Below are 14,398 nucleotides of genomic sequence, written 5' to 3' on the forward strand. Positions count from 1 at the left end.
GTATGCATGGCGCGACAGCTACTCGGTGATTAATGCTTGAACGGTGTTAATTCGGGCGATCCACCGCCTGACCAGGAGCCGGATGTTATGGCCATAGGACAAACCGATAGGTATTGGTAATACGATCCCCAGTCATCCGACGTCCATTGCTTCCCATATGGATTAGGCGGTCGGCAAGCAGGATTTACCATGAAGGCGCCGGTATATGGAGGCAGCGGCCACCAGCATTGAGTCGGAATGCCTTGCCCTTTAGTACAAAACACAAAGGGATCATTGCTTCGATAATTGATGTACTCATAAAACTGCGCGCTGGCTTGCATTGATACAAGCATCGCGGCCGTAAAAATCCAACCTTTCATGCAAACTCCTTTGTTTCCGTACTAAGGTGAAACCATTATGTGGTTTTGGGCCGGTCGGAAATGCTACTGCCGACCAGGGTGATTACAAGGTAAGTCAAGATACTGTGACCCTGAAGAGACGGTTTGAAGCACAGTGGAGCCGGATCGTTATCCCCGCTGTGAATCCTTGGCATGTATGCATTTGCTTTATCGGCTCGGCGCAGGGCTCGCGGTCTGTTGTGTCGGCTGCAGAAGTACCGGGGCCTGCGCCTGATCGGGCTGCTTCGGCGCCGCTGCCTGTTGCAACGCTTGACTGCTTTGCTCCACCGATGTTGCCGTGGCTTGCCGGGTCGCTACATCGGCGATGCGCTTATGCGGTGAATTGAGATCGCCCTGCACCGCATAGGCACGCGAAGCATCGTCATTGAGTACGACGTGATTGATCTGCGTCATCCCATCACGGCGTGCAGCCACCACCAGGGCCGCGGCCAGGTTGTTGCTGTGCTGATCGGGTGTGCGTTGATGTTGCGCGTCCAGTTGGTGTACGGCGGTGAGGGCCTGCTTATACATGGCGTTGTCAGGGTGCGATGCCTGGTCCAGGCGCGGCGCTGACTGTTCGGGTTTGGTGCCCGCGTGTTGGGTTAATGCTTCCAGTCGGTGCATGGTGGCAGGACCGGCAACACCATCCACTTTCAGATGTTGCTCGCGCTGGAAGGCTTCCACCGCCTGCTTGGTGCGCGCGCCGTAGTCGCCGTCTGCTTTCAGGGGATGCCCCGCTGCATCGTGATAGCCGTGCTGATTGAGCATCTGTTGAAGATGACGGTTGTTGTCGGTGGAGCCATGGTTGCCAGGAGCGGCGGGAGATGCAGGAGCCGGGGCGCCGGGCACATAGCCGTGCTCAAGTTTGGATTCCCAGGCGGCAGCGGCGGTTCTTCTGTCCGACAAGCCTTTATAGCCGCCGTTGATATCGTGACAGGCGGCTTTGACGTCATCTTGATGGTGATTGGGGACGACTCGGTCTTTCCAATAATGGATGGCGATCTTGGCGGCGACTTCGCGGTTTTCCGCCAGCTCCGGGTGATTGACCAGATCCAGCCCCAGCTCTTTGCCGGTGCTTTCGTAATTGGCGCGGCCGGTGAGTTGCACGTAACCGCGGCCATGGTATTTCCAGCCGTCGCCAGGCTCGGTGTTGCCGAGATTGACCTTGCCCCATTGGCCGCCGTAGATCTCATTGGCGACCGCTTCGGGACCGCCGGCGGCAACCTTGTTGGCAGCCGCGATATCGTTCATCCCGTTGCGTCCCGGGAACACTTCGAGCAGACGCTTGCCGGAGTAGTTCAGATTTTCGCTCATATGCGAATACCCGCCCGACTCGACCTGCATCTGGCCCATGAAATTGGATAATTCCTTGTGGCCTTGAATCCCCTCGCGGGTGGCCATTTCCATCAGGTAATCCGCGTTGTCTTTGGATGACATGATTGCGTTCTCCGGCAAAATTCAGGGTGGCGGGCGGTTAGTGCAGGCTGGGAAGGCCATGCGATTGGATGTCCGAATCGCTTTTCCATTTCAGCGTCGCATCGATCACGTTGTCATCCTGGGATTCGATGATTTTGGCGGCCTGACATGGCGACTTCTTTGCAGCCGTGGTTTCCCCAGGGCGCTGCACGATCACGCCGCCGTCCCGCAGGTTGCTTTCACCGGATACCGAATAAACGATGTACTTGTAACCATCTTTAAGAAACGCGTATGCGTATCCTCCCGTATTGCCGGCAAAGCCGAGATGGGTGCGAGTGAACGCCCCGTCGGCGGGTTGATCTTTGCCGGGAAATACCAGTTCCGGCGCGGAAGGGCGGCCGTAGGCGTAGTAAAAATGCCCCTGGCCCTGGCCGACATCGCCGGCCGCGCACATGGATACGACTTTCTTGCCGTTATCCAGCGGGCATGAAAAAACGATCTTGTCGGCTTTTTCGCACATCGACGCTCTGGCGGAGACTTGCGTGACATTCGTCGGCGCCGATTGAGACGGCGACGAACATACCGCCAAGAAACACGCGCACAGCATCGTCATAATGTTGGTCGATTTCATGGGTCTTGATTCCCTATTACATGGTTCGCGTGGGATTGGGCTGGGTGGGTGCTTGCTGATGCACCTGCTGCTGTGCGAGCTGCGCCTGGTTCGCGTGCTTGGACTGCGCGGCCTGCTCCCACGCGGCACTGCTCTTGTCGATGGGCGTGGCGACTGCTTCGGCAGTGTTCACATGGCTGACCTGTTTGAACGACGAGCGCAGATCACCTTGCACGGCATAGGTGCGACTGGCGTCGTCGCTGAGTACGGCATGGTGGATCTGGCTCAAGCCGTCGCGCCGTGCCGCTACGACCAGGGCTGCGGCCAGGTTATTGCTGCGCTGATCGGATGCATGGTGATTCTCCGCATCCAGCCGATGCACGGCACCAAGCGACTGCTGATAAAGCGCGTGATCGGGGTGCGAGCTATGGTCCAGGCGAGCCGGTGCTGCAGCCGCTGGCGTGGATGGCTTGTTGTCGAACCACGAACCGGGATGGCTCAAGGTATCGAACGCGCCCGACACCTTTTCGCTCACGGCATGACTGGCTTCACTCACGGCATGACCAGCGGCGTGAAGCGCATGCGAGGTTTCGTTGACGGCCTTGCTCGCTACCTGTTCAACCGCATGGACGCCGTGCGATACCTCTTTGCGTGCCGTATCGTAGGCCTGGGTGGCCTCATGGGCGACATAGTGAGCCGCGTGCTCGGCGGCGTGGACGCCTTGAGTAACTTTTTCGGTCACTGTGTGGCGCGTTGCGTCGTAAGCCTGCGAAGCTTCGTGGGCGACATAGTGCGCCGCATGCTCGGCGACATGGACTCCTTGCGTGATTCTCTTGCCTGCGGCGTGGCCGAGTTCTTCCGCGCCACCGACGATGGCTCTGGGTACTTCCCAGGAGGCCGATAACCCGGTGCGCAGATCCATCACATCGCTGCGATAGCGGTCGATCATGCCGTGATGCTCGTTGTAGCGCGCTTGGCTTTCCGGGGAGATGATCGATCCGCCGAGGGTCTTGCCGTTAGGCACGAAGTTGTCGATGGCGTGAGCGCTAAAGTCGACCGCCTTGATCGGATTGCGCGGACTCAATGCTCCGCTGTCGTCGCGGTAGCCGGCTTTGCTGAGAATGTCGATATCCTGCTTGGCGGCATAGATACGCACTTCACCGAAATGCGTGCTGGCCGCGCTGACTACATCGGTGGCACGGACATGGTCGATGACCTGGTGGCCGCCCTTGGGTACACCTTCCATCAGGCCGGCGGCACCGTAGGCATTGAACGTTTCGCCGTGCAGGCCGTATTTGTAAGCGGTGATCTCCGCCAGTGTGCCGCCGAGCGAGTGGCCGGTGACGGTGACGTTGAGCGGATAATGGTGCTCTGCCGCGTCTTTTTTCGCCTCGTCCATGACTTTCTTGGTGAAGGCCATGGCATCGGGCGTTTGTGCGTTCAGCCCGATGAGAACCATGCCTGCGTCCACGCCGCCATCATGCACAGGCTCTCTATTGAACTCGGTACCGCGATGGGCGATGACGACCTCGCCGGTATCACTGCGCTGATAGGCGGTGGCCTGATAGCCTGTGGAAGGGTTGTCGGCGTGATCGAGGATTTTGTATTTGACGCCACCGAGCTCGATGACTTCATTCAATCGGTGATCTTTGTAGGAATCCTGCGACAGTAACGCGTTATCGGCGGTGCTGATGCTCATTGGAAATCCTCTTTGGCAGATAACGTCATCGAGAAAATGTCAGTGCTGGATTCCGTCTGGAAAAGCGAGCGGTTAGTGGTGCCGAAGGCGCTCCGTTCCTTATCGGTATTGAAGTAATCGGCTTTTACAAAATAAGTCGGAGTGGGCTTCTGCGAGACAATCTCCTTCAGATCCATGGCCGGACTGAAGTCGACACCCTTGACCTTCAAAGTCGCCCACATCGTATTTACGGCCCAATGGCAGACGCCGAGGCCGTAATAGTCCTCATCCTGCAAGAGATCGGCGTAAATCGTGCCCTTGTAGACGTTGTCGCTGACACGGGTGAAGGTAATCGGAAAGTTTTTTTCCGGCGCCAGCGTGGCGCCGCTAATCGGAGTCAACGGCACGCAGCGATCGTTTTCCACCATGTAATGCACCACGCCGGCCACCGAATCGAACGGTCCGGGTGCATCGTTGATGGTGACCGTAATTTCGTAGCGAGTCTTCGGATGCGGATTCTGTTTGATGTCTGGAGTTTTCATAGGTGAGCTGCACGCCGAGGTGGTCAAGGCCAGAGATAGGATGAGCGAAGAGGTCAGGCGAATGGACATGGCTGGGCTATTCGATTCGTTGGGGTAAAGCCGCCATCACTGCGGCCTGACGTTGTGGAGTCGCTGACGTGTCTCATGGCGCTCTCCGAGTCATATCGCCGGAGCCAAGCTGAGGGCTGGATTGCTCCTGCGGCTGCTTTTGCTGCATGAGCTGTTTCCAGGCGACGCTGCTTTGCTCGATCGGTGTCTTGACCGCTTCGGCGGTTTCCACATGCGTGACTTGCTTGACCGGCGATTTCAGCTCGCCCTGCACCGCGAAGGTGCGTGAGGCGTCGTCGCTCAGCATCACATGGTGGATTTGATTCATGCCGTCGCGTCGCGCTGCCACCACGAGTGCGGCGGCCAGGTGGTCGCTGTGCTGGTCGGGTGTGCGTTGCCGCTCGGTATCGAGCCGTTGCACGGCGCCACGGGCCTGCTGGTACAGCGCATGATCGGGATGCGTCGCATGATCCAGGCGGGGCAGGGGAGCCGAGGGCGTCGTTGCGGCCTTGGTTTCGTGTAACTGACTCTGGCGATGGATGGCTTCCAGGGTCTTCGGGCCGGCGATGCCGTCGGCTTTCAAGCCATGATCGTGCTGGAAAGCTTGCACGGCGGATCGGGTGGCAGGGCCGAAGTGGCCGTCCGCGCGCAGGGCTTGGTGTTGTGCATCGGTATAGCCAAGCTCGCTAAGGCCTTGCTGCAGTTTCCGTATGCTATCGGCATGCCCGTCCAGGTGCAGGGCAGCGCCACCGGCCGGAGTATGCGTAGAGGTGTCATGGGTCCGCTGGGTAGCTGATGGCACTACGGGTCCGACTTCGCCCGACAGGCGCCCCATGACTTCGGGCGTTAGCTTTTTCTCCCAGCTAGCGAATCGTTCGCGGCGATCCTCCAGGCCGTTGTATTTCCCATTGATCGCTTTAGTAGCTTCTTTGACATCTTCACGCGCGGCTTCCGGCACGTTGGTTTCCCAATACCAGAGCGCAATTTTGGAGGCGTTCTTAGGTTCGGCGGCGAGTTCCGGGTGCTTGACCAGATCGAGTCCAAGCGCTTCGCCCGCCGCCCGATAATTGTCCTTGCCCGTGAGCTGCATATAGCCGCGCCCGCGATAGGTATAGCCATCGCCGGGCTGGTCGTTGCCATTGCGCCCGCCATACATCAGCTCTGCCAGTTGCTCCGGTTTTCCCTGCATGGCCTGAAGCCGCGCGGATTCCAGGGCGGCCTCGCCATGGCGCCATGCGGACTGCACCGGTATCTGCGAAATCCCCTTGGTATACCGAAAACTTTCCTCTAGCCGGTTCAGGCCATTCGATTCATGCGTGACCTGGGCCATGTAATTGGCCAATTCCCTGGGCGACTTGATTCCTGCCGCCGTGGCATCCAGCAACACCTGTGTTTCTCGATCCGTAGTCATGTGCAACTCCTGATTAACTTCCCTTACGTGTCGGCTTTATTCCCTGCCTGCCATGTTTCCGCCGGCCGTGGCGGAAATCCCATTCAGGGCAGTTCGGCCTCCGGGAGACTGGAGGGGTCGAAATCCTTGAACTTGATGCTGCCCAAATCTTTGGCGGATAAATCGATCACTTTTTTCTCGCCCGTCTCGCGATCTTCCACGCGGCGAACGACCTTGGCGATCAACCAGTCTTTTTGTTCGGGGACATACTTGAAGGTGTATTCGTCGGCCCAATGCTCGCGGCTACCGCCGCCATTGACGATGGTGAACTGGCCCGGCTCCAATCGCACATAGCCGAACGGATCGCCGGCGATGCCGCCGCAACTGGCGCAGGGCACGATACGGTCGTTGTGGGCAAATTTCTGCAACTGCCCGGCCATGTCGCGCACCAGCAGCAACACCTCGCGTGAGGGGCCTTCGCCGAGCTTCTCGTTGCCCTTGTTGGGCGGGTCCAGGACCAATAGCGCATCCGGCCGGCCGTCGCCATTGAGGTCACCGGTCTGAGCGTCGAGAATTCTGGCCCCGCCGGTGGCGAATGCTTTCAAGTCATCCATCTTGCTTTCCTTGTCCTGCGAACCGACTCCAAGGGTTGCCCCCAGTCCTCTGCTATCCGATGTGGTGCCGGCGTTGCGTAGCATTTCTTCAAGCTCGTCCGCTCTGCGAGCCGTCTGCTTCAGTGAGCAGACATTCGGCACAATGCGTTGAGCTTGCCCAGCGGTTGCTGCGTCCAATGAGCAGGCTTTGTCCTTGTCGGCCAGCCAGCTTCTTTCCTCATGACGCAGGCTGGTTTTTCCAGCTTCCGGCAAAGTGGACTGGAGCTTCCGATAAACGGTATTCAGCCTGCCATCCTGGTATTTGAATTCTTTCTCGACACAATCCTGCATTGCCGGCGCTACATCATGGGCGGCCGCCGTGCATTGGATATACGAGTCACGCAACTTGCCTCCGACGGGCGTCGTAGCTTCGCTGGAAAATGCCGACGCAGCCGATGCCAGAAAGCACAGCGAGAACATGCAGATGGTGGAGAGACGTCTCATGCTCTAGCTGGTTCCTTGTGAATAACGGCCATTGGGCCTATTTCACGGTGGTCACGAATTTTATGGCGTAGGTTGCCGCTACCTATGGGGCGGTTATGCAATTTTGAGATGTAGGTCACCGAACTCGTTCTGCGTAACTACATTTGCTGTAGACGACATTGCAGGCATGGCCATAACCATAAAACGAGATCGCTCGATGTGTCTCCATGGTCATTTGAGTTACATGCCCGGCGAGGTATTCGTACGAGAGGATGTCTGCGGATGCTGCTCTTGCTGCTGCGTGAGTTGCGCCTGTTCTTTGTGCTTTTGCTGGATGGTTTGATCCCACGCCGCACTGCTCTTTTCGACGGGTGTGTTGATCGCTTCGGCGGTTTGTACGTGGGTGATTTGCTTGAGTGGTGAACGTAGCTCGCCCTGCACGGCAAACGTGCGGGTGGCATCGTCACTCAGCGCGGCGTGGTGAATCTGGCTCAAGCCATCGCGGCGCGCGGCTACGACCAAGGCAGCGGCTAGGTTGTTGCTGTGTTGATCGGGTGTACGTCGTTGCTCCGCATCCATTTGATGTACGGCGCTAAGCGCTTGTCGATACATTGCATGGTCGGGATGCTTGGCATCATCCAGGCGAGACAGAGGCGCTGAAGGCGTCTGCATACTCCTGGGTTCCTGGCGTTGGCTTTGGTGATGGATAGCTTCTAGCGTCTTCGGGCCGGCTATCCCGTCCACCTTCAAGCCGTGATCGTGCTGGAATGCTTCTACCGCATGTTTTGTGTTCGCGCCGAAGTCGCCATCAGCCTGCAATGTTTTGCCCTGAACATCGGTGTAGCCCAGTTTGTTCAAGGCTGTTTGCAGCGCCTGAACCTCGGTGCCGCGCTCTCCATGCTTGAGTAAACCATTCGCCTTTGCATCGAGGTGCGCATGCGGTGTTCTTTCGACAGTGGCAGTGTGTGGTCCTGTTGAGGTTTGTACTGGGCGCTGACTCCAGAACTCCTCAGGATTTACAGGTCGTCCCTGGCTGTCTTTCATCTGATAGTGCACGTGCTGTGCGTACTGCGCTCCCCCATTGGGGCCGCGCCCGCCCATCGTGCCAATTTCTTCACCTACCGTCAGTTTTTGGCCGACGGTAACCGATTGGGTCTGGGTATGCAGAATCTCGTGGCTGTTGCCTTCTGCGTCCTTGATCTTGATGGTGCCGTACTGACCGCCGACAAAGGTCACTTCCCCCGATACAGACGAGTGCACCGTCGGATGCGTCAAATTGATCCCGGTCTGACCACCTTCATAGTTAAAGTCGGAGCCACCATGAGGGCCCTTCGCTCGTTGCTCGCCGTAGTGAGCGGTGAGGTGTGCCGAGCGATTTCCTTGATGCGGCAATACGATGTTCATAACGTCTTCGTATGGCATGGCGAATCGTCCTTAAGTCTTTAGAGAGAATCATCTCTTATGCGATATAGCTTCCAGCAACCATCGTTCTTGAAGAAAAACAGCATCTGATAATCCGTATCCTCTTTGACGAGCTTCACTTCCATGTCCTTGGAATCCAGCGACGTTTGACTAAGCTTGACTCCATCACTGGCTTGCTGCTGCGAGCTTGGCATTAAAGGAAAGTGCAATTCCGCCGTACTCAGCATTTTCGTTACGGGTTTCGGCTCTGGTTCAGCAGAGGCATCCACGGATTCACTTTGCAGAGGTTGAGTGACGAATGCCTTCTGAATTTCGACATCATTGGCAAACGCCACCAGGAACTTATCGAACTCCTGCGCTGGACAGGAAAGTGCCGCCGAAGTTGTTTGTTCGTTTGGTCGAGCTGGGGTGAGCTTATTCCGCGCTTCGGGAGTTGCCATCGATGCTGAGGGCGCGGGTGATCTATCGCACGCACCTGCGAGGAATGCCATCAGTATCGGCAGCAGAATTTTTCCGCGAAGCATGTATTACTCCTTTGGCGCTACCTGACCCGCTCTGCAAAGTTGCACTCTGCGTAGTAGACATCGCAGTTGCCATATCCTCTGGAGGAGCAGGACTCAACGGCTGCCTTTTTGGCATGGTCCAATGTCGAAGCAGTCGCTGTGTCGTATCCCGTATCCCCCCATGCGATAGCCGCGCATTGGTTCGCATAGGTAATTCCGACTTTGCATGCCTGCCCGCCCTTTCTTTGGCATTCGGCGAGCGCAATATTTTCGGCTTCTTGCTTATTCCTCTTACCGACGGATATGCCAATGCCAATGCCATTCGGAGCACCGTCTACCGCAATGGACCCCCAGCGATCCGCCCACACGGGCTCCGGTTGGGCGGGCTGCTGGGCGGATTGCTGCGCTGGACTTCCTTGGTAATACGGCGAGTTTGGTTGATCGGGTGGAATACATCCGGGATTACCGGCCGATGGCACGCCGGGAGCACATTGCGACCATGCCAATGGCGCATACATACAGCTAATCAATGCCAGCGCGACTAATGCTTTCATCGTTGATGCCTTGTGAATCCTAGGATTTCTACGTGTTGCCCAGCGGCGTTTTAAGGGTATGCAAACCAGTTTTCTAAGCTAAAGAGCTATCGCTTGGTTTAACTACATCAAGCGAATTTGTCGATTGGATCATGCCTTGCGAGGCTCTTGGGCGAGATGTCTGACCATATGCTCCATCGCCCGCAATCATCTGACCTTGGGGGTTGGAGTGAGACCCGCCACCGCCGCCACCGCCCGTAGGCAATCGACCCTGCGCCAACGCCTGCTCTCGCCGTGCAGAGCCCTGCGAACCAATACTGCCGAACGAAGAGTACGAAGCAAACTGACCTAACGTGCCCTGGAAGAAGGCGGCAGCCATCGGTGGCGCCATGACGATCAGGGTGGATAGCAGCAGTCCGAGACCGCCTTGCTGCAGGGCCATGCTGCTGATGCCATCCATTGAGCCCATGTGTGCCTTCATCGCCATAAAATATTTCGCGGCGAAGGCCACGGTGACGGCCGCCATCATTTTCATGGCGATGCTGACCATCACGCTTAATAAGGACAACGAGAACACCGTGCCTATACCGTAGAACAGCCATTTGCTGAATAGCGATTTGGTCTGGTCGAACAACAGGCACAAGATGAAGATCGGTCCGAAGCCGACGAACAAGGCCAGGGCGATTCGATTGAGCAGCAGCATGGAGCCGGCGATGACGCTAGGGCCGGCGATGCCGATGCCGGTGAACCAGCGGTCGCGGTCTTTGGCCGCTTGAGCGGCATCATTGCCGCCGGTGTCGATGGCATCGATGGTGGCCATGGCCGCCTCCATGCCGGCCAGATTGTTATCGATCGCCTGGAACGGGCTGGTGGAGCTGCCGGTGACATAGCTAGCAATAACTGTGGATACGCCATCGGTCAGCGTCCAGTACAGTGGCGATGACGAGTAGGCCGCACTGGTAGCTACGAAAATCACCAGCACCGCGCGCAGCGAATCGCCCACCAGCGCCATCATCGGCTGGCGCGATTGGCCACTGACGATGCGATAGCCCTGCATCATGATCCAGATGGTGAGCACGACGATGGCGATAAAGCCAATGATCGTGGCCGATCGCGAGAGCAGATTCCATTGCAGGATATCGATCTCGGTGCGCAGAAAGTCATTAATCGTCTTGAAGAAGACGAACTGAGTTGCGCCACCGAGCGGATCCCCTGGACCTGCTAGCAACCCCAGCGAGTTGATTCCCAGCCAACTTCCCATCATGGCGATCATGACTCAACTTTCCTTATCAGGTGGAACAATGTAGGCGCATGCCTTATCACGTGCGGCGGCGCGTTTACTACGATGGTGTATGTCGACAAACGGTTGTCACCAGCCATTGGTCGATTCGATGCTGAGCTTCTGCATCGGCATGCCCGAGTCAGGTGTGGATTGCTGCCCTTGCAGCGCGCCGTAGAGAACAAGGCCGGTCGTCATGCCGGAGATGGCCGAGCCAATGTCGATACTGCCGATACCCGGAATGTCGATGCTGCCGAGGCCGGAGCCTGGCGGTGAAATTCCAGAGGCGGCGGCATTGGCCAGTTGGGTTTGCTGGTTGCGCAGGTAACGCAAATTCGCATCGTAGGCGTAGTTGACCGACAGCATCTGCTGGTGGTCGAGGGCGATGAGGTTGTAAAGCGCGGTGAGCTTATTGGTGTTGTCTTCGAGCTTGCCGAACTGGTTGGGGTCGTTGCTGGCAATACCTTGTCGCTCAGCCAGTAGCGTGCGCAACATGTCGTCGCGGGTCTTGCTGGTGTTGTACATGCTGACCATGAAGTGGTACTGCGCGTTCTCGATGGCGACGATGTCCTGGCAGTTTTGCTGTTGCGCATCTGGAATCGTCTTGCAGTAAGAGCCATCGTTCAGGGTCGTGGCCGCGGTCGTGGCCGGCAGCGCTTTCTGTGGATCGGCCACGCGTGCGCCGGGTACATCCTTGTTGTAAGCGCCGATCACCAGCTTGTTATTGATGTTATCGAGGTTTTTGTTGATGGTGTTGTTATTGCCGTCTGCGGTGGTACCGAGCACCGAATTGATATCCTTGGTGCCGCTATTGATATTGTCGAGAGACTGCTCGGCTGCATCATCTTTCACCTGCCATTGCGCATGCGCCGCCGGAGCGGCTACGCATAGCAGCACTACCAGCGCCATTGCGCTGAGCAAGCGCCGCATGACGGCTTGTGCCGAAGTGCGAGCATAAGAGGGGATAGCCATGGGGTTCTCCTTCCTGAAGGGGCTCATAGTCAGATTGCTGCCGAGCGGGTCGACTGGGTGGATTGGGACGGCTGAGGGGGCCTGGGCTTGCCGCTGCCTTTGCGGCTTTCATAGAACATTTGCAGCCAATGTTCGGGCCGCAGATCGTCCACGGCGATACCTTCGACCGCAGAGCGCTCTTGCAACACCTCGTGCATGATTTCGATGTTGTCGGTGGAGGCCGAGATCACCGCCAGGGCATCGTCCATGCCACGCAGATTCAACTGACAGACCGAGGATGCATGGCCTTGCTTGACCAGGAAGCAGCGTGAACGCTCATCCAGGCTGACGACGACCTGGTACTCGGCGTCGGTCAGCTTGAGGCCGTTGATGTAGTCCTCGCGGCTGGCATTCGGATTGGGCAGCAGGATCATGGTGGCGGTCTGCTCGATCAGCGCCGCGGCGATATCGCTGGCCAGTGCATCTTCCGGGCTTTGTGTGGCGAAAATGCCCAGGCCGTTCTGCTTACGAATAGTTTTCTGTTTGTTCTTGGCGAACTCTTTCAGGCCGCCCTTGCCGTCGAGAATCTTCCAGAACTCGTCCATCACGTAGATCAGGGGGCGGCCGTCGATCAAGGCTTCCAGACGGTGCAACAGATAATTGATGATCGGCACGCGCACTTCGGCATTATCGATAATGTCGGTGTAATCGAAACCGATGATGTTGGCCCGGGTCAGGTCAATGGTGTCGTTGGGGTTGTCGAAGACCCAGCCCAGCGAATTGCCGGCGGTCCATTTGCGCATGCGGATGAACAAGCCGTCGTCGCCCATATTGGGCAGGCTCTTCTGGAAGTTGGTCATGTTGCGCAGATGCATCGGCGTGTCGAGCATGTTCTCGACGGCGCGGAAGATGTCCTCCTCTTCGCGCGAGCTATAGACGCTTTTGCCGGCCAGCACTTTAACCAGATCGGCGAGGAACTGGATATTGGCCTTGTTGCGCTCGCACTGGAACGGATTGAAGCCGGTGGGGTGCCCGTTCGCCAGCGCCAGATAGTTGCCACCGCAGGCGCGCACGAAGATCTCGGCACCACGGTCTTTATCGAAGAAGAAGATCGTCGGCGAGGGTTTCAGTTTTTGCACCTGGCTGAGCAGGAAGTTGATCAGCGCGGTTTTACCGGTACCCGATTTGCCGATCACCATAGTATTGGCAATGGCTTTTTCGCCCAGTGAATTTTCGGCCGGGTGAGTGGCGTGGAAATTGAAGTAGTAAGGCTGGCCGTTGGTAGTCTGCAAGGTGGTGACGCATTCGCCCCAGGGGTTGTTGTCCCTCTTGCCAGTGGCGAAGTTGTGCAGTGGCGAGAGGCCCAGGAAGTTCAGCGAGCTGACATTCGCCAGGCGGGTGCGATATTTCCAGTTGCCGGGAAACTGCGCGTAATACGCGGCCGTCACGGCGAGATCTTCCTTGACCGAGATAAAGCCGGCGTTGGACAGCTCCGCGCGCGTGGCGGCGATGTGCTGGGAGAGCAACTCCTGGCTCGACGCATAGATGGCCATGGAGAAGTGATACTGGCCGAGTACGAAGTTGCCCGAGGCGAGCTGGTCCATGGCCTGGTCAAGTTCACCGATCTGGCTGACCGCTTTGTCGCCTGAGGAAATCATCGCGCCCTTGGTGCGATCGAGTGCCTTGAGCGCGTCTTGCCGCCCCATCGGGCTGAACGAGTGGGTGATGACGTACTCGAAATCCAGATACTTGAGCCCATTGAGGATGCCCGGATACGTACCGTCGGTGTATTCCTTGATGTTGAGGATGGCGCCGAAATGATTGACCCCGGTAGGGGTGGTAATCACAAAGTCGCCGGTCTTGCTGGAGAAGCGCTGCCGACTTACCGGCAGATAGCCGTAAACCGGCGCTTGCAGTACGGGTACCGGCTCATCGATGCGATTGAGCACGTAGCCGTAGAACTCCAGCACCTCGGAAAACACCACGCCATTGCGAGCTTCGTACATGCCCAGGCGGTTGGGGGCATAGTCTTTCAAGACCGCTTCGACGTTGCCGGCCAGCTCCTGGATCGTCGTGATCGCCTGAGCCTGTTCGGATTCGAGCTGTCTCAAGTCGTTCGACTTTTCGGCAAAGCGTTTTCCACCCACCACCGGGCGGTAGATCATGGTCAAGTAAAGCTCGTTCTGCATGAGCTTTTGCGTCGACAGCGCGTCGTAATACGCGTCCGACATGGTCTGGTTGAACGCTTGCTCGAAACGATTCTTTTCGTTGATGCGGCGACGGCGGCGCACGTCGTGCACCCAGAACGCCACATTGACGAAATCGGGTGCGCGCAACGTCTGCAGCATGCGATTGAAGGTGTTGTGACGGTGCTCGAGATCCCACTCCTCGCGCCCCACGAAGGGCAGGCCGGCCAGGCGCCACATCATCAGGAAATCTCCGCCGGTGGTCTTGAGCACCGTCGGCGAGACATGAGTGGACAATGGGATGAAATCGCTGATACCTGTGTCTGGGGTAAACATGATTCTCTATACCGTCTTGGTTCTGACCGTTTTCACCGAAAGGGGCGCCCC

13 protein-coding genes are annotated in these 14,398 nt (G+C 57.6%); all 13 read right to left on the reverse strand.

The window, feature by feature from the left end:
- Positions 1-29: 29 nt before the first annotated feature.
- Positions 30-359 carry a hypothetical protein gene (locus DVJ77_RS21025; RefSeq protein ID WP_162791367.1) on the reverse strand — a complete coding sequence of 110 codons (330 nt, stop codon included), beginning with the start codon at positions 357-359 and terminating at the stop codon, positions 30-32.
- A gap of 186 nt (positions 360-545) precedes the next feature.
- Positions 546-1,814: an XVIPCD domain-containing protein gene (locus tag DVJ77_RS04600; protein WP_114844315.1), complete on the reverse strand. Its 1,269-nt coding sequence runs from the start codon at positions 1,812-1,814 to the stop codon at positions 546-548.
- Between the two features lie 37 nt (positions 1,815-1,851).
- Entirely contained in the window at positions 1,852-2,424 is a 573-nt protein-coding gene (locus tag DVJ77_RS04605; RefSeq protein WP_162791368.1) for a hypothetical protein, read from the reverse strand.
- Positions 2,425-2,440: 16 nt separating this feature from the next.
- Positions 2,441-4,102, reverse strand: coding sequence for an XVIPCD domain-containing protein (locus tag DVJ77_RS04610; protein ID WP_114844317.1), 1,662 nt, complete (start codon positions 4,100-4,102; stop codon positions 2,441-2,443).
- On the reverse strand, positions 4,099-4,692 hold the full coding sequence (locus DVJ77_RS04615) for a hypothetical protein (protein WP_162791369.1): 594 nt from the start codon (positions 4,690-4,692) through the stop codon (positions 4,099-4,101). The genes DVJ77_RS04610 and DVJ77_RS04615 overlap by 4 nt, the downstream gene beginning before the upstream one ends.
- 73 nt (positions 4,693-4,765) lie before the next feature.
- On the reverse strand, positions 4,766-6,082 hold the full coding sequence (locus DVJ77_RS21625) for an XVIPCD domain-containing protein (protein WP_114844319.1): 1,317 nt from the start codon (positions 6,080-6,082) through the stop codon (positions 4,766-4,768).
- Positions 6,083-6,165: 83 nt separating this feature from the next.
- Positions 6,166-7,158 carry a lysozyme inhibitor LprI family protein gene (locus DVJ77_RS04625; RefSeq protein ID WP_114844320.1) on the reverse strand — a complete coding sequence of 331 codons (993 nt, stop codon included), beginning with the start codon at positions 7,156-7,158 and terminating at the stop codon, positions 6,166-6,168.
- A 219-nt stretch (positions 7,159-7,377) separates the two neighbouring features.
- Positions 7,378-8,541, reverse strand: coding sequence for an XVIPCD domain-containing protein (locus DVJ77_RS04630; RefSeq protein ID WP_225427816.1), 1,164 nt, complete (start codon positions 8,539-8,541; stop codon positions 7,378-7,380).
- 38 nt (positions 8,542-8,579) lie between these two features.
- Positions 8,580-9,083 (reverse strand): hypothetical protein, encoded by a 504-nt coding sequence (locus tag DVJ77_RS04635; RefSeq protein ID WP_114844322.1) that lies wholly within the window; start codon positions 9,081-9,083, stop codon positions 8,580-8,582.
- Positions 9,084-9,100: 17 nt separating this feature from the next.
- The gene (locus DVJ77_RS21690) at positions 9,101-9,616 is read right to left on the reverse strand and encodes a DUF4189 domain-containing protein (protein ID WP_114844323.1); all 516 of its coding nucleotides are present in this window, start codon (positions 9,614-9,616) and stop codon (positions 9,101-9,103) included.
- A 73-nt stretch (positions 9,617-9,689) separates the two neighbouring features.
- Entirely contained in the window at positions 9,690-10,859 is a 1,170-nt protein-coding gene (locus tag DVJ77_RS04645; RefSeq protein WP_380037923.1) for a TrbL/VirB6 family protein, read from the reverse strand.
- Positions 10,860-10,964: 105 nt separating this feature from the next.
- Entirely contained in the window at positions 10,965-11,846 is an 882-nt protein-coding gene (locus DVJ77_RS04650; RefSeq protein ID WP_114844324.1) for a hypothetical protein, read from the reverse strand.
- 29 nt (positions 11,847-11,875) lie between these two features.
- The gene (locus DVJ77_RS04655) at positions 11,876-14,347 is read right to left on the reverse strand and encodes a VirB4 family type IV secretion/conjugal transfer ATPase (RefSeq protein WP_114844325.1); all 2,472 of its coding nucleotides are present in this window, start codon (positions 14,345-14,347) and stop codon (positions 11,876-11,878) included.
- Between the last annotated feature and the right edge of the window lie 51 nt (positions 14,348-14,398).

The organism is Dyella tabacisoli (assembly GCF_003350925.1).
GTDB classification, from domain to species: Bacteria; Pseudomonadota; Gammaproteobacteria; order Xanthomonadales; family Rhodanobacteraceae; genus Dyella_C; species Dyella_C tabacisoli.